This is a genomic window from Mycobacterium sp. (assembly GCF_032159775.1).
GTDB lineage: Bacteria > Actinomycetota > Actinomycetes > Mycobacteriales > Mycobacteriaceae > Mycobacterium.
Genome location: NZ_JAVHWK010000122.1, coordinates 1 through 19,729, shown reverse-complemented (window position 1 = coordinate 19,729; position 19,729 = coordinate 1). Strand labels below are relative to the sequence as shown.

The window sequence follows — 19,729 nt, the reverse complement described above, 5'->3', positions numbered from 1 at the left end:
CGGCTGGAGGCGTCCGTCGACGCCGAAACTGCCTGGGTCGACACCATCGTGGAGCGGTCCGCCGCCAGCGCGCAGCGGGCCAAAGCGTGCACACCGGGCTACTACAACCGGGAGGGTCAGGCGAACGCGAAGACCCGCCAGGGCAGTTTCTTCTACGGCAGCCCAACCGAATACGCCGACATACTCGCCGCGTCGCGGTCCAACGGCGCACCGGAGGGCTACGAACCGTCGTGACGAAGCGCTACCTGGTAGGCCGCATCACGGCGCTTTCCCGTCGCCGCCCAAGCCCGAGGGTAGCGATCATCGGTGCCGGTTTCGGCGGCCTTGCCGCGGCAGTAGCGTTGCGGCGCAGAGGAATTGATGACCTGACGATAATCGAACGCTCCGACGGCGTCGGCGGGACGTGGCGGCGAAACATCTACCCTGGCGCGGCGTGCGATATCCAAAGCCATCTGTACTCCTTCTCGTTCGCGCCGAACCGGGCGTGGAGCCGCACCTACGCGTATCAGCCGGAGATTCTGAACTACCTGGAGACGGTCGCCGACGAGTTCGACCTCCGCAGACACCTGATGCTGAACACCGGAGTGCGCAGCATGGAATGGAATGCGCAGGCGTCGAACTGGCACGTGAATCTGACCTCCGGCGGCGTCGTGGTCGCCGATGTCGTGGTGAGTGCCGTCGGGCTGTTCGGCGCGGTTCGTTACCCCGACATCGACGGCCTCGCCGACTTCTCCGGCACGCTCATGCACACCGCGCAATGGGATACCACTGTCGACCTCAGCGGCAAACGGGTGGCGGTGATCGGAACAGGGGCCAGCGGTGTGCAGGTCGTACCCGAACTCGCCGACGTAGCAGCCGAATTGACGGTATTTCAGCGGACACCGCCGTGGATGGTCCCAAAGGAGGATCGGCCCTACAGCGCTGCGGAGCTGTCCCGCTACCGTCGGCTGCCCTGGGCGTCATGGCGTGAGCGATGGCGGTTGTGGAAGCTGCAGCACGACAACACCGCGCTGACACCCGACCATCCGCAGATGGCCGTCGTCGAGAAATTGTCCCGGGGTTTCCTGCACAAGCACGTCGCAGACGACCGGCTGCGCGATGCGTTGACGCCGCGGTACCCGTTCCGCTGCAAGCGGGTCCTGCTCGGCGAGAACTACTACACCGCACTGCAACGCGACCACGTCGACCTCGTCACCGAACCCATCGCCCAGATCACGCAATCCGGAATCATCACCGCCGACGGCACGGCGATCGACGCCGACGCCATCGTGCTTGCGACGGGGTTCGAAACCAGCGACTACCTGTCGGGCATCGACGTCATCGGCGTCGACGGTGAAAGCCTGCACGAGCGTTGGGGCTGTGACCCGCAGGCCTATCTCGGAACCGCCATCAGCGGGTTTCCGAACTTCTTCATGCTGTACGGCCCGAACACCAACCAGGGCGCCAACTCCATCATCTACATCCTGGAGGCGGGTGCCCGGCTCATCGCCAGTGCGGTCAGCAGGTTAGCGCGCCGAGGAGGCTTCATCGACGTCCATCCCGAAGTCGAGCGTCGCTTCAACGAACGCATCTCCGCAGAACTGGAGCAGACGATCTGGACGCGATGCGACAGCTACTACCGCTCGCCATCGGGCCGCATCGTCACGCAGTGGCCGCATTCGGAGCTCGACTACGCGAGAGCGACGTGGCGGGTGCGGTCAGGCGACTGGCTGCACAGCGGCCCCGGGTAGTCGATGGGCAAATTAACGCGTTTCGCCGGTCTGGGACAATCGGCGGTGGTGACATGACGATGCCCACGACCGAACTGACGACTTCGCTGACGCCCGGCGCAAACGCCGAGGCGGTGGTGGACCTCGGCGCGGTCGCGCACAACGTCCGCGTGCTGCGCGAACTCGCGGGCTCGGCGCAGGTGATGACCGTCGTCAAGGCCGACGGCTACGGCCACGGCGCCACCCAGGTCGCGCGGGCGGCGCTGGCGGCGGGCGCGGCCGAGATCGGTGTCGCAACCATCGCCGAGGCGCTGGCGCTGCGCCGCGACGGCATCACCGCGCCCGTGCTGGCGTGGCTGCATCCGCCGGGCACCGACTTCGCCCCGGCGCTGCAGTCCGATGTCGCGGTGGCGCTGTCCTCATCGCGGCAGCTGCACGAGTTGCTCGCCGCCGCCAAGCTCACCGGTGTCACCGCCAACGTCACCGTCAAGGTGGACACCGGGCTCAGCCGTAACGGTGCCGGCCCAGCCGAGTTTTCGTCGATGCTGACGGCCCTGCGCGGGGCGGCGGCCGACGAGGCGATCCGGCTACACGCGATCATGTCGCATCTGGCGCACGGCGACGACCCCGACAACCCCGTCAACGACCTGCAGGCGGGGCGGCTGGTCGAGATGCGAAACCAGGCGCGCGAGGTCGGCGTGAACTTCGAGATAGCGCACCTGTCCAACTCGCCCGCCGCGCTGTCCCGGCCCGACCTGGCGTATGACCTGGTCCGCCCCGGCATCGCGATCTACGGGCTGAACCCGATCCCCAAGCGCGGCGACGTGGGATTGCGGCCCGCGATGACACTGAAATGCCCGGTGGCGTTGGTCAAGTCGGTCCGAGCCGGTGATGGGGTTTCCTATGGGCACACCTGGATCGCCGACCGTGACACCACGCTGGCGCTGCTTCCGGTCGGGTACGCCGACGGCATCTTCCGTGGCCTGAGCGGCCGAATGAATGTGCTGATCAATGGCAGGCTGCGGCCCAGCGTCGGCCGCGTCTGCATGGACCAGTTCGTTGTCGACCTCGGCCCCGACGCGGGCGACGTCAGCGAGGGTGACCAGGCGATCCTGTTCGGCCCAGGCGCCGACGGTGAACCCACCGCACAGGATTGGGCCGACGTGCTCGACACCATTCACTACGAGGTTGTCACCAGTCCGCGAGGTCGGGTCGTCAGGACGTACCTGGGCACCTCGGCGGAGGACTCAACCGGTGAGCGATAACGACCCGAAACGGCTGCGGCGCAAGACGAACGCCGGTCTTTTGGCGGGTGCCGCGGGGCTGGCCGCGGTCGGCACCATCGCGGGGGTGTCCATCGCGCGGTCGATGACCAGGCGTACCACGCGCGACGATCTCTACCGGGGCGAGGATTTCGAGCTGCTCGACGCCGACCGCAGCTCGGTGGTGACCACACCCGACGGGGTGGACCTCGCGGTGAGGGAGGCCGGTCCGCAGGACGCCCCGCTGACGGTGGTGTTCGCCCACGGATTCTGCCTGCGGATGGGCGCCTTCTACTTCCAGCGCGCACGCCTGGAGCAGGAATGGGGCCCCCAGGTGCGGATGGTGTTCTACGACCAGCGCGGGCACGGGCAGTCGGCGGAGGCGCCTCCCGACACCTACACCGTCGAGCAACTCGGCAAGGATCTCGAAACACTGCTCGCCGTGACCGCACCCAAGGGGCCGGTGGTGCTCGTCGGGCACTCGATGGGCGGAATGACGGTGCTGTCGCATGCCCGACAGTTCCCGCAGCGCTACCCCACCCGCATCGTCGGAGTAGCGCTGATCTCGTCGGCAGCCGAAGGTGTCGCACGGTCGCCCCTGACGGAGATACTGAAAAATCCTGTGCTGGAAGCGGTTCGGTTCGCTGTCCGCTACGCACCCAAGACCGTGCACCGGACCAGGGGAGCGGCCAAGTCGGTGATCGCCCCGATCCTGCGGGCGGCGTCCTACGGCGACGAGAAGGTCAGCCCGAGCGTCGTCGACTTCTCCGAGAAGATGATGCTCGGCACCCCGATCGCCACGCTTGTCGAGTTCCTGCACGCGCTCGAGGTGCACGACGAGGAGGCGGCGCTCCCGACCCTGGCCAAGGTGCCGACGCTGATCGCCTGCGGCGACCGAGATCTGATCACACCCGTCGAGCATTCCCAGTCGATGGCCGCCGAACTGCCGAAGTCCGAGCTGGTGATCGTCCGGGGCGCAGGGCATCTGGTGCAGCTCGAACAGCCCGACATCATCGACGACGCGCTCGTCCGCCTGGTCGAACGCGCCACGCCGTCGAAACTCGTCGCAATGACGAGGCGGTTACGCGATAGGGCCAGGCCGCATGGCTGACCGATCGGCGGGGACAGCGGAGCTGCCGACCGCCGAGGACACCAAGGCGCTCGGCGCCAGGCTCGGCGCACTGTTGCGGGCCGGCGACGTGGTGGTGCTGTCCGGCCCGTTGGGTGCGGGAAAGACGGTGCTGACCAAGGGAATAGCCGAGGCGATGAATGTCGACGGACCCGTGACGTCGCCGACGTTCGTGTTGGCACGGGTGCATCGGGCGCGGCAGTCCGGCGCGCCCGCCATGGTCCATGTCGACATGTACCGGCTGCTTGACCACCCCGGCGCCGACCTGCTGGGCGAACTCGACTCACTGGACCTCGACACCGACCTCGCCGACGCCGTGGTCGTCGTCGAGTGGGGCGAGGGCATCGTCGAGCGTCTCTCGGAGCGGCACCTCGACATCCGCCTCGAGCGCGGTGGGCAGACCGAAGTGCGGACGGCGATCTGGCGGTGGAGCCGGTCATGACGAAGGTCGTCCTCGCGATCGACACCGCGACGCCGGCCGTCATGGCGGGAATCGTGCGATGGGACGGTGACAGCATCGACGTACTCGCCGAGCGGATTACCATCGACCCACGCGCCCACGCCGAACAGTTGACCCCCAATGTGCTTGCCGCTCTTGGTGACGCGGGAATCTCGGTGACCGACCTCGACGTCGTCGTGGTGGGTTGCGGCCCGGGGCCGTTCACCGGATTGCGGGTCGGCATGGCCACTGCCGCGGCATACGGCCAGGCTCTCGATGTCCCCGTGTACGGCGTGTGCAGTCTGGACGCCATCGGGGTCGATACCGCGGGGGACGTGCTCGTCGTCACCGACGCGCGCAGGCGCGAGGTGTACTGGGCGCGGTACCGAGACGGTGCGCGCATAGACGGCCCGGCCGTCAGTGCACCGGCCGACGTACCGACCGACGTTGGCGCCGTTGCCGGCTCGCCCGAGCACGCGGCGATGTTTTCACTGCCACGGCAGCCCGCGGTCTATCCGACGGCCTCGGGGCTGGTGCGTGTCGTCGACTGGGCTCAGCCGCCGCAGCCGCTCGTTCCGCTGTATCTGCGGCGGCCCGACGCCAAGCCGCAGGCCGTCCCACCGGTGCAGTCATGACCGTCACCTACGACGAACTGGCACCCGGGGACGCTGCGAGGTGCGCGGAACTGGAGGCGCAGCTCTTCGGCGGCGATGACCCGTGGCCGGCGGCGGCGTTCCTGCGTGAGCTCGCAGCGCCGCACATCCACTACGTCGCCGCACGCGCCGACGACAAACTCGTCGGCTATGGAGGCATTGCCCGACTCGGGCGAAAGGCGCCCTACGATTACGAGATTCACACCATTGGTGTCGATCCCGCATATCAGCGCCAGGGTATCGGCAGGCAGGTGCTGAACCGCCTGCTGCAATTCGCCGCCGATGGCCCGGTCTATCTCGAAGTCCGCACGGACAACGCGGCCGCGATCGCGATGTACGAGAGCGCCGGCTTCGTCAACATCGGGCTGCGTAAGCGCTATTACCGGGTCAGCGGGGCCGACGCCTACACCATGCAGCGCCCCGCACAGGGAGGTTCGTCATGACGACAGTTTTGGCCATTGAAAGCTCTTGCGACGAAACCGGAATAGGCATCGCAGGGCTGGCCGCCGACGGCACCGTGACACTGCTGGCCGATGAGGTGGCCTCCAGCGTCGACGAACACGCGAGGTTCGGCGGCGTGGTGCCCGAGATCGCGTCGCGCGCACACCTGGAAGCGCTGGGCCCCACCATGCGCCGCGCCCTTGACGCGGCAGGCATCGAAAAGCCGGATGTCGTGGCGGCCACCATCGGGCCGGGATTGGCCGGTGCTCTGCTGGTGGGGGTGGCCGCGGCCAAGGCCTACGCCGTCGCCTGGCAGGTGCCGTTCTACGCGGTCAACCATCTGGGCGGGCACCTCGCCGCCGACGTGTTCGACCACGGTCGGCTGCCGGAATGCGTTGGGCTGCTGGTTTCCGGCGGTCACACCAATTTGCTGCATGTGCGGTCGCTGGCCGAACCGATCGAGGAGCTCGGCAGCACCGTCGACGACGCCGCCGGCGAGGCCTACGACAAAATCGCCCGACTGCTCGGCCTCGGCTACCCCGGCGGCAAGGTGCTCGACGACCTGGCCCGCGAGGGTGACCGCGACGCAATCGTGTTCCCCCGCGGCATGACCGGGCCACGCGATGATCCGTATGCGTTCAGCTTCTCCGGGCTCAAGACGGCCGTCGCGCGCTACGTCGAGAAAAACCCGGCCGCACCGCAGGCCGATGTCGCAGCGGGATTCCAGGAGGCGGTGGCCGACGTGCTCACGAAGAAGGCGGTGCGGGCCGCCGCCGAGCTCGGGGTGTCGACGCTGCTCATCGCCGGGGGCGTCGCCGCCAACTCACGACTGCGAGAACTTGCCGAGGAGCGTTGTGCGGCAAAGGGTTTGACCCTGCGGATTCCGCGGCCCCGGTTGTGCACCGACAACGGCGCGATGATCGCGTCCTTCGCCGCGCACCTGGTGGCGGCCGGAGTGCCGCCGTCGCCGCTCGACGTGGCCACCGACCCGGGCTTGCCCGTGGTGAAAGGACAATTGTGAGTGGGAGTCAGGAATGAGCACAGACAAACTCGAGATCACCGAACTGCTGTACCAGTACGCCGAGTTGATCGACGCCGGCGACTTCGACGGCGTCGGACGTCTGCTGGCTCGGTCGACATTCGGCGGCCCGGCGTCCGGGTCGGTCTCCGGCGCGAACAACATCGCGAAACTGTTCGCGATGACCACCCGCCGGTACCCCGAGCACGGAAATACGCCGCGCACAAGACATTTGGTGCTCAATCCCGTCGTCGAACTCAGCGGTGACGGGACCGCCGCCACGCGGTCTACTTTCTGTGTCATGCAGGACACTGAAACCGTGTCGATCCAGCCCATTGTCGTCGGGCGTTACTACGACGCGTTCGCCCGCGACGACCAGGGGTGGTATTTCACCGAGCGAAAGGTCGATATTCAGATGATCGGCGACGTGTCGGCGCATTTGATGGTCGATCCCTCAGCGTTCGGGAAGTAATCGACATGCACTACGACCTGAAGCTACGACCCGCGCAGCCCGCCACCCCGGCAGCGGATGCGTTCGTCATCCACCGGCGGGAGGTTCCGCCGACCGACGGCCTGGGCGGCGTATCAGCTGGCGCACGGACGTCCGGTGAGCGAGCCGCCGATCCTCGACAAAAAGGTCGATGTGCCGACATTGACCCTCTACGGCATGGACGACCATGTCGTCGGCCCCGACTTTCTGATCACCTGCGAGGTGGCGTTCACCGACCGCACCGGCCCAGTCGTTTTGCCCGGGGCCGGCCATTTTTTGCAGTGGGAGCGTGCCGACCTGTTCAACCCGCTGGTCATCGCGCATTTCGGCGACGTGCGCGTTCGCCAGGGGCGATACGCAAGGGCCGACCTTGAGTGCTAGCACTCTCATGTATAGAGTGCTAGGTGGCAGGCGGCCACGCTCTCGACCGGCACCCGCGACGACGGCGCGAGAGCACGGACGCATGCCGAACACCTGTTAATGCTGTCAAGTCAGTAGATCCGGGGATGTGCCCCGGTTCGACCCCGAACTAGTGGAGGGCTCCATCGTGGCGAGCGTGAACATTAAGCCACTCGAGGACAAGATCCTCGTACAGGCCAACGAGGCCGAGACCACGACCGCATCCGGTCTGGTCATTCCCGACACCGCCAAGGAGAAGCCGCAGGAAGGCACCGTCGTCGCAGTCGGCCCCGGCCGGTGGGACGAGGACGGCGAGAAGCGGATCCCGCTTGACGTGTCCGAGGGCGACACCGTCATCTACAGCAAGTACGGCGGCACCGAGATCAAGTACAACAACGAGGAGTACCTGATCCTGTCCGCGCGCGACGTGCTGGCAATCGTCAACAAATAAACGACGAGCTTGACCGCCCCGGTGATCCCCGCGTAGCAGCGGCGGATTTCCGGGGCGTCATGCTTTAGCAAGGACGGATACGCTCATGGCAAAACTTATTGAATTCGACGAAACCGCGCGCCGCGCAATGGAAGCCGGCGTCGACAAGCTCGCCGGTGCGGTACGGGTGACGCTCGGTCCGCGCGGTCGGCACGTGGTGCTGGCCAAAGCTTTCGGCGGCCCGACGGTCACCAACGACGGCGTCACCATCGCTCGTGAGATCGACCTGGAGGACCCGTTCGAGAACCTCGGTGCCCAACTGTTGAAGTCGGTGGCCACCAAGACCAACGACGTCGCCGGCGACGGCACCACCACCGCGACCGTGCTGGCGCAGGCCGTGGTCAAGGCGGGGCTGCGCAACGTCGCCGCCGGCGCCAACCCGATCGAGCTCGGCTCGGGCATCGGCAAGGCCGCCGACGCGGTCTCCGAGGCACTGCTGGCCGCGGCCACTCCGGTGACCGACAAGAAGTCGATCGCTCAGGTCGCCACTGTCTCCTCGCGCGACGAGGTGGTCGGCGAGCTGGTCGGCGAGGCCATGACCAAGGTGGGCCAGGACGGCGTCGTCACCGTCGAGGAGTCCTCGACACTGAATACCGAGCTCGAGATCACCGACGGCGTCGGCTTCGACAAGGGCTTCATCTCGGCGTACTTCATCACCGACTTCGACTCCCAGGAAGCGGTGCTCGAGGATGCGCTGGTGCTGCTGCACCGCGAGAAGATCAGCTCGCTGCCCGATGTGCTGCCGTTGCTGGAGAAGGTTGCGGAATCCGGGAAGCCGCTGTTGATCATCGCCGAAGACGTTGAAGGCGAGGCGCTTTCGACACTGGTGGTCAATGCGATCCGTAAGACGCTGAAGGCCGTCGCGGTGAAGGCGCCGTTCTTCGGGGACCGCCGCAAGGCGTTCCTCGATGACCTCGCCATCGTCACCGGTGGTCAGGTCGTGAACCCCGACGTCGGTCTGGTGCTTCGCGAGGTCGGCCTCGACGTGCTGGGTAGCGCCCGCCGCGTCGTCGTCAGCAAGGACAGCACCGTGATCGTCGACGGTGGCGGCACCCAGGACTCGATCGACGGACGTAAGGCACAGCTGCGTGGCGAGATCGAGGCCACCGACTCCGACTGGGACCGCGAGAAGCTGGAAGAGCGGCTCGCGAAACTCTCCGGCGGTGTCGCGGTGATCAAGGTCGGTGCGGCCACCGAGACGGACCTCAAAAAGCGTAAAGAAGCCGTTGAGGACGCCGTCTCAGCCGCCAAGGCCGCGGTCGAGGAGGGCATCATCACCGGTGGCGGCGCCGCGCTGGTTCAGGCCCGGTCGGCCCTGTCGAAGTTGAAGGAATCGCTGTCCGGAGACGAGGCGCTCGGCGTCGAGGTGTTCTCGCAGGCGCTGTCCGCACCGCTGTACTGGATCGCGACCAACGCAGGCCTGGACGGGGCAGTCGTTGTCAACAAGGTGAGCGAACTGCCTGCCGGGCAGGGCTTCAACGCCGCCACGCTGACCTACGGTGACCTGTTTGCCGACGGTGTGGTCGACCCCGCGAAGGTGACCCGCTCAGCGGTGCTCAACGCCGCGTCGGTGGCCAGGATGGTGCTCAGCACTGAAACGGCCATTGTCGAGAAGCCCGCCGAGGAGGAAGACCACGGCCACGGCCATGGTCACGGTCACAGCCACTAGGAACAACAGCTCCGAAAAACACCCCCGGTCTCAACAGCCGGGGGTGTTTTTTTGCCCGTCACCGAGAATGAGCCGTGTTCTCTGAGTGGTGGACGATCGCCCTAGGCGTGGTCGCGGGTCTTGTGCTGTTGTGGCTGGCGCTCGGTGTCGTTCTGTGGTTGTCGAAACCGGACGATCTCAGTCTGCGCGAGTTGGTTCGGCTGCTGCCCGACCTGCTGGTGTTGCTCAAGCGGCTGGCCAGGGATCCGACGATGCCGAAAGGTGTGCGGATTCGTCTGGTGTTTTTGTTGGGCTATCTGGCTTGGCCGTTTGACCTGATCCCCGACTTCATTCCGGTGCTCGGCTACGCCGACGACGCGATCGTCGTGGCTCTTGTCTTACGCTCGGTCGCTCGACGCGCCGGTCCTGCCGCGCTGTCCAGGCACTGGCCCGGCACGGCGGCCGGCCTCGGTGCCGTGCGCAGGTTGTGCGGCCTTCCAGCAAGCGAATAGCCGGCGGACGCCTAGTCTCCCGACATGGAACACATCTGGCAGTGGGCATGGGATCGGCACGCGGCGAGATACTCGTGGGCGGCGTACGGGATCACGTATCCGGTGCTGACGTCGATCTATCTCGTGCCGTCGATCGCTGTCGTCGCTTTCGAGAAGTCCGATCAGTACGTCGAGGCAGCCGCCGTCACCGTCATCACCGTGCTCGTGCTGGTGTACGTCATGCTTCTCCCTGGCCTGGGCCGAATCCGCCTGGTTGATCAGTGGGCAGCCGGTCGGGAGGTCGATCGTGCGACGGCGCTGGATGCCACCTATACCTCGGCTCGGGGGCTGGTTGCCCGAGCGGTGGGGGGCAACGCCGTTGGGATCGCGCTTCAACTGGTGGTTGTCGGTGTGATCGTCGGGGCGAGCGGATCGCGACTCGTCCAGTACGCAATCCTTGGTGCCGCGTTCGCAACTGCTGTCCAGCTGATCGCGGTGCACAGCTTTGCAGAGGCAGCGTTGCGGCCGGCCAGGGTCGCCATTGCCGGTGACACGGGGCTAGGTGATTCCCTACCCCGCTCTCGCCCGACTTTTGCCGCGTGGTCGAACGTCTGCATCCTCGCGACCGCGTTCGCGTTCGCCACCGGGGGCGCGATGCTGGCGGCCGTGTTCGATCTGGCCGCTTCGGTCCCCGTGCTCGCCGTCGTGATCGGGGGTGCGGTGACGCTGGGCTTCGGAGTGCCGATCACCATGGGCGCGGCGTTCTCACCGTCGCTGCAGCCCGTTCGCGATCTCGCCGCAGGCACTGAACGTGTTGCGGCCGGCGACTACAGCCAGCGCTTGCCGGTAGTTCAAGATGATGACCTCGGTGCGTTGGCGGCGTCGTTTAACCGGATGCAGGCCGGACTGGCTGAGCGACAACGACTTCAGGCCGCGTTCGGCACCTACGTCGACCCGACCCTCGCGGCGCGACTACTCGAGCAGGGCGACGATCTGTTCACCGGTGAACGTCGCGAGGTGAGCGTGATGTTCGTCGACATCCGTGATTTCACGCCGTTCGCCGAGGCCAACACGGCCGAGGACACCGTGGCCCGACTCAACGCCGTTTTCGAGATCGTGGTGCCTGCGGTCGTCGACGCCGGGGGCCACGTCAATAAATTCCTCGGCGACGGCGCCTTGGCAGTTTTCGGCGCCCCCAACGATCTGGCCGATCACGCCGACGCCGCAGTGGCCACCGCGGTGGTGATTGACCGCATGGTCGCAGAACGTTTCGGCGGCGCGCTTCGGATCGGTATCGGGATCAACACCGGTGTGGTGATCGCCGGCACCATCGGCGGTGGAAGCAAGCTGGAATTCACCTTGATCGGCGATGCCGTCAACGTCGCCGCCCGCGTCGAGCAGTTGACCAAGACCACCGGCGACACGATCCTTCTCACCCAACAGTGCGTCGACGCCCTAGTCTCTCGACCACTTGGAATCTCCGACCGTGGGTCCCATGCCCTGAAGGGCAAATCAGGGACATTGCAAGTCTTCAGTCTCGACTCGGCAGCGTGACTCGCCCTTGCATCGCCTGGCGCGCCGGGTGGGGTCCTAATGTGCGACGTCACGCCGACAGGCTCTCTCGCTCGGCAGCGCTCGTCGGCTGCCTTCTTAGAATCGCCGGCCTCACAGCGTGTTTGGTCGTTTTACCATCAACCAGCACGGCCATTCTTCTTTCGGTCCGCGGGGCGCCGCGGCCTCCGCGGTAGGTCTCCAGGTACCGATCGACCTGCTCCTGTTGAAGCGGTGTCGAGAAGATACTGACGGCGCTTGCCGGTTCGGCGACGGCAGTGGTGCGTGCGACCGCACGGCCCGCCGCGCGGAAACCTGCGACGGACGCGGCCAGGCACGCGACCAGAGCGACACCCGAGATCGTGGTCCAGCGACTCTCGGTGGCCAGCGCTGCGACGAATGCTCCGAGCGAGACGAACGCCATGAGTAGCGATGCGTACGCCAACGAACTCACGGAAATACGCCTGAAAGCCTTGAACATTGCTTCATCCACCTCATCCTGGTCGATATCGTCAGCTACGCTACGCGTAGCGTATTGTGCTACGTATGGCGTAGCGCAGGGTTGACCGGCAATATTCCCGTAGCGAAAGGACGAGGGAGACCCGCATGGCACGGCAACGGAGCGTCGAGGACGGCATCGCGGAATCGACACTGGATCTGTTGCGTACACGTGGACCGCGCGCGGTGACGGTTGAGGCGGTCGCCGCGCACTCCGGGATCGCAAAGACGACGATCTACCGACGGCATGCCAATCGGCGCGACATGCTGGCAAGCGCTTTGTCGCGGCTCGCATCGCCGACACCCCTCGATCCCGAGACGAAAGCACCCGACCGACTCAGGTGGGTCATCGATCACGCCGTCGAAACGATCGAGGACGGCATTGGACTCGGCGGCCTGGCGGCGATGTTGACCGACGATGACCCCGATTTCACCGCGGTTTTCCGGCAGATTCTCGTCGACCAACGAGGCAAGGTGGCGATGGCGATCGATGCGGGCAAGGCCGACGGCTCAGTGCGGGAGGACGTCAACACCCCGACGCTGATCGACGCGATCGTCGGCGCATATATCGCCGAGCACGCGCGCACCGGGAAAGTCGCGGACGGATGGAGGCAGCGGCTGTTCGAATTGTTCTGGCCGGCCGTGCGGCTCACACCAGACCCCGCCTGAACCTGAGCGCTGGTTACAGGGGCGTCGGTTGAATCGATATGAGCCGGAACGAGTCCGGCTGGGTGTCGTCAGCCGCGAACCGGACGACCAGAGTGTCGGGGGGAAACTGGGTGGCCAGGTCGTTCAGGGTCCTCGGCAGAAACACTTTGGCCTTGGCATTGCCGTACCAGTTGGGATCGGACGCGTCGACGTCGAGGTTGCTGACCCCGTCGATGGCGGCGTCCCAGCTTTCAACCGGCGCCGGCGGTGCATCTCCGAATCCCGTTGACTCCAGGTACGTATCTCCTTGTCCCGCAAGGGTAATCGCCGTCCCGCCACCGACTGGAGTCCCGGTGATCGTCCCGTTGACGACGTCGGCCGTCACTGACGTCTGCCGCGCGGTGCAGACGTCGTCCACGACGCTGGGGGGCACGCAGAAGCCGGGCAGCGGGGCAGCATGAGCCTCGGCGGTGTTCAGAAGAGCCGGCCCCGTAAGCACAGACATGGCGGCGCCGAAGGTGGCCAATGCGCGGCGGCGACGGTTCGGCATCACAGAACTGTATTCGGCATGTTCGTCATAGGCGCTACGCTGCCGACGGAATCGGCAACAGACGGCGAGGAATTTTGCGCCTCCAGCATCTACGCCACGCAGCGGCCGGGCTTGTAGCCGCAGTGGTCGCGATCGTGCTCGTGCCACCGTCCAGTGCCCATCCGATGGACCCGATCCCTGGCAACGGTTTCTTTGTCGGGCCTGACGTCGCGCCACGCCTCTACCGCACGGATGGATCGGCGTCGACGTTCGGGGTCTGGGTCAGCGATGTGCCGGTCCGATATACGCAACCATCAACGAAACGGTCGCCGGGCAGCGAAAGACTGGCAGTTCGGCGCACCACGAGCCCGGCGCTTCCAGCGAAAATGGGCGAAGCTCACAGCTAATGGCAAGGTGGCTGAATGAGCCGGATTTCCTGCAGGTCAAACCGCACGTGGTTGACGTTGGCGATGACGGGCATCGCGACGTTCGGTGTCCTGACGGCCTGCGCGGGGCCGTCACTGCCCGACAATGCGGGCGCTTCCAGCCTCAAGGAAGGCGTCGCCGCAGGCGCACCGGAAGCGCCGCCCCAGCAGGGGCCGCAGCCGGCGGAGGACGCGCAGCGCGACGTCGTCAAGACCGCGTCGATGACGATCAAGGTTCCCGACACCTCGGAGGCCGCGGACAAAGCGGCAGTCATGGTGGAGGACTCCGACGGTCGGGTCGACAGTCGCAGCGAGGACGCGGGATCCGACCGCGGCTTGGCCCGCACCTCTGTTGTGCTTCGGGTTCCGGTGTCGAAGCTCGACGGTATGGTGCGCGAGCTCAAGACGCTGGGGTCGGTGCAGACGGCCGAGACCAGATCCGAAGACGTCACCGCGCAACGGGTCGACATGGACGCCCGCATCAAGGCGCTGCAGACGTCGGTGGATCGCCTTCTGGCCATCATGCGTGACGCCAAGGATCCCGAAGCGCTCATCTCCGCTGAAAACGCACTCTCTCAGCGCCAAGCAGATCTGGACAGCCTGCGTGCGCAGCGCGACGCGCTCGGCGACCGCATCGAGTACAGCACCGTCGACGTCACCTTCGTCGCCGAGACGATCGGTGGACCGGCGCCCAAGGAGTACCAGGGATTCGTGGGGCAGATCGAACGAGGTTGGGATGCACTGGTTTCCGTTGCCGGCAGCATGGTGCTGCTGTTTGGCCTGGTGCTTCCGTGGCTGGCCGTGCTTGTCGTCGCCGGTGCTATCGGCTATGCGGTGATCCGGCTCGTCAGGGCTCGTCGACCCTAGCCGTGCGGTGTACCGCAGCGACTTTCACTTCAGGGATGTACTGATGTCGATCTCCGAAGTCAGCGTCTGGTGAACCGGACACTGGTCGGCGATCTGCAATAGCCGCTGCCGCTGACTGTCGTCGAGGGCGCCGGTCAATTCGATTTCGCGGTCGATATGCCCGATCCATCCCTTGGTCGTCTCGCAGTGAGCGCAATCTTCCGCGTGAATGCGTGAGTGCCGCAACGTCACTCGAACCGAGTCCAGCGGCCAGCCTTTACGATTGGCGTACATCCGCAGCGTCATCGATGTACAGGCCCCGAGGCCGGCCAATACCAAATCGTAGGGGTTCGGTCCGGCATCGTCGCCGATCGGCCTCGGTTCGTCAGCGACGAGCCGGTGGTGACCGACGGTGATCTGCTGCGTGTAGGTTCCCGACCCTGCCTCCGACACCGTGACCGCGCCCGCGGACGACTCATCGCCAGTCTCGTGTGTTGTCATGCTCTCTCCTCGGTGGTCTCGACAGCCGGTCCATACCGGAGTGGATCGTCCCACGCCAAGGATCCGCCAAGGCGTCCACAGCAGTCTGTGCGTAACGGGCAGAAACGGCCCGACCAACCACAGCGAGGACACCATGAAGTTCCAAATAATTGCGGCGCTGTCCATTGCGGCCGCGGCCGCCTTACCCCTTGCCGACGTCGCAAACGCCTGCGGCGAGGGCGGCGAAATCCCGCACGACCACGACTTCGCCACGCCGTCGGGCAACATCATCTGCAGCGTCTACGCGGACAGCTCAGGGGTGAATTGCGAAGTCCGGGAGCACACCTGGGTGGCGCCGACTTCCACTATCGGCCCTTTCGGCAGGCCATGCGACGTCGATTTCGGGGGTCTGCAGTTCTACGTCAGTCAGGGCAAACCGGCGAACCTCGGATGCTACGAGGGAGCAAGCAAGTTCAGCGCACCGGAAGCGCGCACTCTCGACTACCGCCAGGCCTACTCGCACGGTGCGATCACTTGCGTCAGCGAGCTGTCGAGCGTGACATGCACCGACACCGCCACCGGGCATTTCTTTCGCGCCTCGCGCGAAAGCTACGAACTGGGATAAGGCCCAGCAGCGGGCCTCGCGAACCTTATCCTCGCTGTGTGGTCGACGACCCAGCCCCATGGCAGGACGAGATCCTCAAGACCGCCGCCCGACTGGAAGCCAGGACGAAGCAGACGCGGTGGACCGACCGAACCGGCTACCTCATCGAACGGGACTTTGCGGCCAGCGCGTACGCCATGCGCAAGCTGGTGGAAGCGGGCGAGACGGCGGTAGGACTCAAGGGACGTCAAGTTCCGGTCAGGTGTTTCGAACTGACCGGCAGGCGCCCGCTGTCGGCCGACGACATCGCGGATTGCTATGACTTCGATAACGGCCGTCGGAAAATGCTTTCCCTCGTTGAGCTGTGCGATGAGATCCTGCACAGCGTTGTCTTCACCTTCTGCTGTGGGGAGACCGGGGATCTCTTCGACGGCATATATGTGTCATCGGACAGTGACAAAAACGAATACGTATATCTGCTTTTGGCATCGGACTTCATTGCCGTGTGCTGTGACATCGGCATGGCGGATACGCAGCCAAGATGATTAATACGCAGTGAATTTGACGTTCCCCGTAGAATTGGGTGCTAGCTCCCGTTATGCAGAAGCGCTGACGGTGTGAGCCAAACCACCTGAAAATAAAGCAATAAACGGAAACGTTCGGCTCACCTGCTCGTTGCGCGCTGTGTCGAATCGTCCGATGTAACCGAAGGGGGAGTGTTGTGGAGATGACCCGTGATCGTGCGGGCCAGCCGTGGCGTGCGCGTCACCGCGAGATCTTGAGCCGGATCGTGCGCGAGACCGACCCGCCGACGGACGCCATGCCGCGGATCACGGATTCACAGCGCAGCGAGCGCGACGACGCTTACTACGAGCTCGTTGGCGACGTACTCGATCTGGCCGGGAACATCGGAGCCATTCTGATGGCATCCGGAACTCCTGCGACGGCCACCATGGAGCAGGTCTCGGCCATAGCCGCCGCGTACGGCATCGAACGGTGCGAGGTCGACGTCATCAACACGACGATTCACGTCGCCGCATACCGAGGCCCGACGATGCCCGCGGCGACCACGTTGCACATTGTGCAATCGCGGTCGATGGACTTCAGCCGCCTTGCCGCCGTCGACCGCCTGATCGGCCGCATCAAGGCCGGCGACGTCTCCCCGACAGTGGCCCGAGACGAGCTTGAAACGATCATCACCGCCCCGCACCCGTACAAACGGTGGATAGCCACCCTCGCATGGGGCGCGTTGGCCTTCGCAACGGCGGGAACCCTGGGTGCGAGCCTGCTGGCCTGCCTGGTCAGCGCGGTGAGCGCGATGGCGATCGACCGCGTCAACCGGCGACTGAACAGGCACGGGCTGCCGTTCTTCTTCCAGTACGCGGTCGGTGGCGCGATCGCGACTGCGCCGCCGATCCTCCTCTACGCGCTCAGTCCGAAGCTGGGGTTCCAGTTCGAACCAACGGTGGCCATCGCGGCAGGCCTTGTCGTACTCCTCGCCGGCCTCTCGCTGGTCGGCTCGGTCGGCGACGTCATCTCGGGTGCTCCGGTCACCGCTGCGGCCCGGTTCTTCGAGCTGGTGATGTTGACGGCCGCGACGATCGCCGGCGTGGCATTGGTGCTTCATCTCGCCAGCCGGTTCGGTGCGCCGTTCGTCGGAATCAGCGCAGCTGCCCCGCCCGCGCTGGCGGAGATGCCTGCGCGTGTGGCGTTCGGTGCGGCGAGCGCGACGGCTTTCGCCCTCGCCTGCTATGCCGAGCGGTCTGCCGCGATGGCAGCGGCGTTCGGCGGCGCCGCGGGCACCATCGTCTTTCTTCTCGCCCAGGGCGCCGGCTTGGGCGCCGTGGTGGCGTCGTTCGTCGCAGCGGTGCCCATCGGCCTGGTCGGCCGGCTGATGGAACGTCGCAACCTCGCGCCACCGCTGGTGGTGTCGATCACCGGCATCGTGCCGCTGCTACCCGGCCTCTCGCTGCTGCACGGGATCTACGCCATCCTCAACGATCAGCACGCAGTCGGGTTCGCTTCGGTGCTGGGTGCACTCGCCATCGGCACCGCGCTGGCCGCAGGCGTCACGTTGGGCGAGTGGGGATCGTGGAAGGTTCGCAGGCGCCGGGTGCCGCTTCGCCGGATTCGCTCAACGCGACCTGTCGAAAGCGCGCGCTGAGTCAGGAAGCGCGGCGGATGCCCCGCTTGAGGAGCAGTTCGCGCTCCGACTCCGAGAGCCCACCCCAGATGCCGTATGGCTCTCCGACGGCGAGGGCATGAGAGCGGCACTGGGTGATCACCGGGCAACTCCGGCACATCTCTTTTGCGCGCATCTCGCGCTGTGCGCGGGCCCGGCCACGCTCTCCATCGGGATGGAAGAACACCGAGGAATCGACTCCTCGGCAAAGGCCGTGCATCTGCCAATCCCAGATGTCTGCGTTGGGTCCCGGTAGCTGCTGCGGTTGTGGCATGTGGAAAACCCCTCTCTGCGCACCGATTTGGAGACCGCACGGGTGCGTGAGTTGTGGAACCGAACCGAGCACAAGTCGCCGATGACTACTCGTGCACACAAAGTAGGTGCGCTTAGCAAAAGCAGTCAATAGCCCGAACATGTGCTCAAGGACATAACCGCAGGCCGAGAATTTACATCACGTTCATCGGTTCGACCCGCGCTCATCGATGAGGGTGATAGCCCACGGCCCGGTAATGCACGATGACTCGGGTTTCCGCAGTTCGCTCCGAATGCCGACACGACGATTTCGTTCAGCGGCCCGTCGGCGGTTGACATGGCTGTAACACGTGGCGCACAAACTGTTAACCAAGAGATCCGGCGTCCATCCAACGACCCGTGTCCATGGGTATCGGAATCGCCCCGACGTATTGATAACGTCGGCGGCTGATGATCGCCAACGCCGCCTTCGGCGATGACCCGGGGCGCTGGCCGCTACCGACGGCACAGTCCGCCGAGGAGTTGTGGCTCCGCGCGGTCGTCGCCGGCGGGCAGGGCCGCTACGCGAACGCCTACGCCGATCTCGCTTACCTCCGGCGGCTGCACCGTGTCGGGCGGCTGGCCTCGCTGGCCAACAGCACGCAGGCGTCCTTCCTGCGTCAGCTCGGTCGACACGACGCGGCGCGCGGCTGGGATGGTCGTGCACTGGCGACCGCGGGCGGCGATGTCGAGGGCATGACCGACGCGCTGATCGGCCTGGCCGCCGACGCCCTCGGTGTTCGACGGTTCGCCGCATCCGCGACGGCACTGGGGCGGGTAAGGGGTTTGCTCGACGAAGGGCCGCCGCGCCCTGCGGTGCGGTTGGCGTGGGTGTCGGCCGAACTGGCGATGGCGACCGGCGATGGCGGGACCGCAATAGATCACGCCGAGCGGGCAGTCGAGTGCGCCGACGCGTTCGGCTCGGCGCGTCACCGCGTCAAATCGCAAGTGGTGCTGGCTGCGGCGCTCTGCTGCGACGGCAGGCTCAACCGCTCGCGCGCGGTGGCGGACGCCGCGCTGGACGCCGCGCAGCAACACGGCCTTGTCCCGTTGAGCTGGGCGTTGGCCTGTCTACTCGACGAAATCGGCAGCGGGAACCACTCCACCGCAAAAGTCGTTGGAATTCGCGACGTGTCCGCTGATACGGTGCGGCGCCGTGGCGGCATGTTGCAAGATCGCTGAGCCGGGCGGCGCCGACCCGAGAGTTAGTGTTTAGCCCAGTTACTTAAACGCCACCTGTCCCATCAGTAACGCTGGAGAGAGCTTCACCGATGACAATTTCGGGAGAACGTCTCGATGCTGTCGTTGCTGAAGCCGTGGCGGGCAACCGGGACGCGCTCCGGGAGGTGCTGGAGACCATCCGTCCCATCGTTGTCCGTTACTGCCGGGCGAGGGTCGGGACGGCCGAGCGGAGCGGTCTCTCAGCTGACGATGTGGCACAGGAGGTGTGCTTGGCCGCCATCACGGCGCTGCCGCGCTACAAGGATCAGGGACGACCGTTCCTGG

At 65.9% G+C, this 19,729-nt stretch carries 24 protein-coding genes and 1 pseudogene; 21 read left to right on the top strand and 4 right to left on the bottom strand.

Translation table 11 applies throughout. The features are described 5' to 3' along the window. From QOJ24_RS15260 to QOJ24_RS15195, 14 genes and pseudogenes are all read left to right on the top strand, one after another. Positions 1–234 (top strand): annotated as a pseudogene (locus QOJ24_RS15260) (monooxygenase); the annotation flags it as partial. Continuing rightward, positions 231–1,730: a flavin-containing monooxygenase gene (locus QOJ24_RS15255; protein ID WP_526262588.1), complete on the top strand. Its 1,500-nt coding sequence runs from the start codon at positions 231–233 to the stop codon at positions 1,728–1,730. The pseudogene QOJ24_RS15260 and the gene QOJ24_RS15255, both read left to right, overlap by 4 nt. 59 nt (positions 1,731–1,789) lie before the next feature. Beyond that, the gene (alr, locus tag QOJ24_RS15250; RefSeq protein ID WP_526262593.1) at positions 1,790–2,974 is read left to right on the top strand and encodes an alanine racemase; all 1,185 of its coding nucleotides are present in this window, start codon (positions 1,790–1,792) and stop codon (positions 2,972–2,974) included. 103 nt (positions 2,975–3,077) lie between these two features. Continuing rightward, positions 3,078–4,082, top strand: coding sequence for an alpha/beta fold hydrolase (locus tag QOJ24_RS15245; RefSeq protein ID WP_526262591.1), 1,005 nt, complete (start codon positions 3,078–3,080; stop codon positions 4,080–4,082). Next, positions 4,075–4,542: a tRNA (adenosine(37)-N6)-threonylcarbamoyltransferase complex ATPase subunit type 1 TsaE gene (gene tsaE / locus QOJ24_RS15240; RefSeq protein WP_526262586.1), complete on the top strand. Its 468-nt coding sequence runs from the start codon at positions 4,075–4,077 to the stop codon at positions 4,540–4,542. The genes QOJ24_RS15245 and tsaE overlap by 8 nt, the downstream gene beginning before the upstream one ends. After that, complete coding sequence (tsaB, locus tag QOJ24_RS15235) at positions 4,539–5,174, top strand: tRNA (adenosine(37)-N6)-threonylcarbamoyltransferase complex dimerization subunit type 1 TsaB (RefSeq protein ID WP_526262584.1); 636 nt, start codon at positions 4,539–4,541, stop codon at positions 5,172–5,174. Before tsaE ends, tsaB begins: the two co-directional genes overlap by 4 nt. Beyond that, positions 5,171–5,635, top strand: a complete 465-nt coding sequence (rimI, locus tag QOJ24_RS15230; protein ID WP_526262582.1) for a ribosomal protein S18-alanine N-acetyltransferase — start codon at positions 5,171–5,173, stop codon at positions 5,633–5,635. The genes tsaB and rimI overlap by 4 nt, the downstream gene beginning before the upstream one ends. Beyond that, a complete protein-coding gene (gene tsaD / locus QOJ24_RS15225; protein WP_526262580.1) occupies positions 5,632–6,654 on the top strand; it encodes a tRNA (adenosine(37)-N6)-threonylcarbamoyltransferase complex transferase subunit TsaD in 1,023 nt (340 codons plus the stop codon). Before rimI ends, tsaD begins: the two co-directional genes overlap by 4 nt. Before the next feature lie 13 nt (positions 6,655–6,667). Beyond that, a complete protein-coding gene (locus QOJ24_RS15220; RefSeq protein WP_526262578.1) occupies positions 6,668–7,123 on the top strand; it encodes a nuclear transport factor 2 family protein in 456 nt (151 codons plus the stop codon). Between the two features lie 135 nt (positions 7,124–7,258). Continuing rightward, complete coding sequence (locus tag QOJ24_RS15215; protein ID WP_526262576.1) at positions 7,259–7,522, top strand: alpha/beta fold hydrolase; 264 nt, start codon at positions 7,259–7,261, stop codon at positions 7,520–7,522. A 166-nt stretch (positions 7,523–7,688) separates the two neighbouring features. Beyond that, a complete protein-coding gene (gene groES / locus QOJ24_RS15210) occupies positions 7,689–7,991 on the top strand; it encodes a co-chaperone GroES (protein WP_114738974.1) in 303 nt (100 codons plus the stop codon). An 85-nt stretch (positions 7,992–8,076) separates the two neighbouring features. Continuing rightward, positions 8,077–9,699, top strand: coding sequence for a chaperonin GroEL (groL, locus tag QOJ24_RS15205; RefSeq protein ID WP_526262574.1), 1,623 nt, complete (start codon positions 8,077–8,079; stop codon positions 9,697–9,699). Between the two features lie 74 nt (positions 9,700–9,773). Then, on the top strand, positions 9,774–10,190 hold the full coding sequence (locus QOJ24_RS15200) for a YkvA family protein (protein WP_526262572.1): 417 nt from the start codon (positions 9,774–9,776) through the stop codon (positions 10,188–10,190). Positions 10,191–10,214: 24 nt separating this feature from the next. Beyond that, entirely contained in the window at positions 10,215–11,723 is a 1,509-nt protein-coding gene (locus QOJ24_RS15195; protein WP_526262570.1) for an adenylate/guanylate cyclase domain-containing protein, read from the top strand. A gap of 49 nt (positions 11,724–11,772) precedes the next feature. Here the strand turns inward: QOJ24_RS15195 and QOJ24_RS15190 are convergent, their stop codons facing one another. After that, a complete protein-coding gene (locus tag QOJ24_RS15190; protein WP_526262568.1) occupies positions 11,773–12,144 on the bottom strand; it encodes a hypothetical protein in 372 nt (123 codons plus the stop codon). A 182-nt stretch (positions 12,145–12,326) separates the two neighbouring features. Between QOJ24_RS15190 and QOJ24_RS15185 the strand changes: the two genes are divergently transcribed. Further along, positions 12,327–12,887: a TetR/AcrR family transcriptional regulator gene (locus tag QOJ24_RS15185; protein ID WP_526262566.1), complete on the top strand. Its 561-nt coding sequence runs from the start codon at positions 12,327–12,329 to the stop codon at positions 12,885–12,887. Between the two features lie 13 nt (positions 12,888–12,900). Here the strand turns inward: QOJ24_RS15185 and QOJ24_RS15180 are convergent, their stop codons facing one another. Continuing rightward, positions 12,901–13,416: a hypothetical protein gene (locus QOJ24_RS15180; RefSeq protein ID WP_526262564.1), complete on the bottom strand. Its 516-nt coding sequence runs from the start codon at positions 13,414–13,416 to the stop codon at positions 12,901–12,903. A 449-nt stretch (positions 13,417–13,865) separates the two neighbouring features. Between QOJ24_RS15180 and QOJ24_RS15175 the strand changes: the two genes are divergently transcribed. Beyond that, a complete protein-coding gene (locus QOJ24_RS15175; protein WP_526262589.1) occupies positions 13,866–14,687 on the top strand; it encodes a DUF4349 domain-containing protein in 822 nt (273 codons plus the stop codon). A 24-nt stretch (positions 14,688–14,711) separates the two neighbouring features. Here the strand turns inward: QOJ24_RS15175 and QOJ24_RS15170 are convergent, their stop codons facing one another. Further along, complete coding sequence (locus tag QOJ24_RS15170; protein ID WP_526262562.1) at positions 14,712–15,167, bottom strand: OsmC family protein; 456 nt, start codon at positions 15,165–15,167, stop codon at positions 14,712–14,714. 133 nt (positions 15,168–15,300) lie between these two features. On the opposite strand from QOJ24_RS15170, the gene QOJ24_RS15165 reads away from it, so the two are divergent. The 3 genes from QOJ24_RS15165 (at position 15,301) to QOJ24_RS15155 (ending at position 17,914) form a co-directional block, all read left to right on the top strand. Further along, entirely contained in the window at positions 15,301–15,771 is a 471-nt protein-coding gene (locus QOJ24_RS15165) for a hypothetical protein (RefSeq protein WP_526262560.1), read from the top strand. Positions 15,772–15,809: 38 nt separating this feature from the next. Then, entirely contained in the window at positions 15,810–16,295 is a 486-nt protein-coding gene (locus QOJ24_RS15160) for a hypothetical protein (RefSeq protein ID WP_526262558.1), read from the top strand. A 182-nt stretch (positions 16,296–16,477) separates the two neighbouring features. Next, the gene (locus QOJ24_RS15155; RefSeq protein WP_526262556.1) at positions 16,478–17,914 is read left to right on the top strand and encodes a threonine/serine exporter family protein; all 1,437 of its coding nucleotides are present in this window, start codon (positions 16,478–16,480) and stop codon (positions 17,912–17,914) included. Between the two features lies 1 nt (position 17,915). Here QOJ24_RS15155 and QOJ24_RS15150 read toward each other — a convergent pair whose 3' ends face one another. Continuing rightward, on the bottom strand, positions 17,916–18,206 hold the full coding sequence (locus tag QOJ24_RS15150) for a WhiB family transcriptional regulator (protein ID WP_526262554.1): 291 nt from the start codon (positions 18,204–18,206) through the stop codon (positions 17,916–17,918). Between the two features lie 428 nt (positions 18,207–18,634). On the opposite strand from QOJ24_RS15150, the gene QOJ24_RS15145 reads away from it, so the two are divergent. Further along, positions 18,635–19,405, top strand: coding sequence for a hypothetical protein (locus tag QOJ24_RS15145; protein ID WP_526262552.1), 771 nt, complete (start codon positions 18,635–18,637; stop codon positions 19,403–19,405). Between the two features lie 89 nt (positions 19,406–19,494). Continuing rightward, positions 19,495–19,729: RNA polymerase sigma factor (locus tag QOJ24_RS15140; RefSeq protein WP_526262550.1), on the top strand; the 235-nt coding region annotated here is incomplete at its 3' end.

Excerpts from the sequence above, each read along its gene's own strand:
- QOJ24_RS15145 (WP_526262552.1), top strand. The coding sequence starts at position 18,635 with ATGATCGCCAACGCCGCCTTCGGCGATGACCCGGGGCGCTGGCCGCTA.
- tsaD (WP_526262580.1), top strand. The coding sequence starts at position 5,632 with ATGACGACAGTTTTGGCCATTGAAAGCTCTTGCGACGAAACCGGAATA.
- QOJ24_RS15150 (WP_526262554.1), bottom strand. The coding sequence starts at position 18,206 with ATGCCACAACCGCAGCAGCTACCGGGACCCAACGCAGACATCTGGGAT.
- QOJ24_RS15245 (WP_526262591.1), top strand. The coding sequence starts at position 3,078 with ATGACCAGGCGTACCACGCGCGACGATCTCTACCGGGGCGAGGATTTC.
- QOJ24_RS15220 (WP_526262578.1), top strand. The coding sequence starts at position 6,668 with ATGAGCACAGACAAACTCGAGATCACCGAACTGCTGTACCAGTACGCC.
- alr (WP_526262593.1), top strand. The coding sequence starts at position 1,790 with ATGCCCACGACCGAACTGACGACTTCGCTGACGCCCGGCGCAAACGCC.
- rimI (WP_526262582.1), top strand. The coding sequence starts at position 5,171 with ATGACCGTCACCTACGACGAACTGGCACCCGGGGACGCTGCGAGGTGC.
- QOJ24_RS15155 (WP_526262556.1), top strand. The coding sequence starts at position 16,478 with ATGACCCGTGATCGTGCGGGCCAGCCGTGGCGTGCGCGTCACCGCGAG.
- tsaB (WP_526262584.1), top strand. The coding sequence starts at position 4,539 with ATGACGAAGGTCGTCCTCGCGATCGACACCGCGACGCCGGCCGTCATG.
- groL (WP_526262574.1), top strand. The coding sequence starts at position 8,077 with ATGGCAAAACTTATTGAATTCGACGAAACCGCGCGCCGCGCAATGGAA.
- QOJ24_RS15180 (WP_526262564.1), bottom strand. The coding sequence starts at position 13,416 with ATGCCGAACCGTCGCCGCCGCGCATTGGCCACCTTCGGCGCCGCCATG.
- QOJ24_RS15175 (WP_526262589.1), top strand. The coding sequence starts at position 13,866 with ATGACGGGCATCGCGACGTTCGGTGTCCTGACGGCCTGCGCGGGGCCG.
- tsaE (WP_526262586.1), top strand. The coding sequence starts at position 4,075 with ATGGCTGACCGATCGGCGGGGACAGCGGAGCTGCCGACCGCCGAGGAC.
- QOJ24_RS15170 (WP_526262562.1), bottom strand. The coding sequence starts at position 15,167 with ATGACAACACACGAGACTGGCGATGAGTCGTCCGCGGGCGCGGTCACG.
- QOJ24_RS15195 (WP_526262570.1), top strand. The coding sequence starts at position 10,215 with ATGGAACACATCTGGCAGTGGGCATGGGATCGGCACGCGGCGAGATAC.
- QOJ24_RS15165 (WP_526262560.1), top strand. The coding sequence starts at position 15,301 with ATGAAGTTCCAAATAATTGCGGCGCTGTCCATTGCGGCCGCGGCCGCC.
- QOJ24_RS15190 (WP_526262568.1), bottom strand. The coding sequence starts at position 12,144 with ATGGCGTTCGTCTCGCTCGGAGCATTCGTCGCAGCGCTGGCCACCGAG.
- QOJ24_RS15185 (WP_526262566.1), top strand. The coding sequence starts at position 12,327 with ATGGCACGGCAACGGAGCGTCGAGGACGGCATCGCGGAATCGACACTG.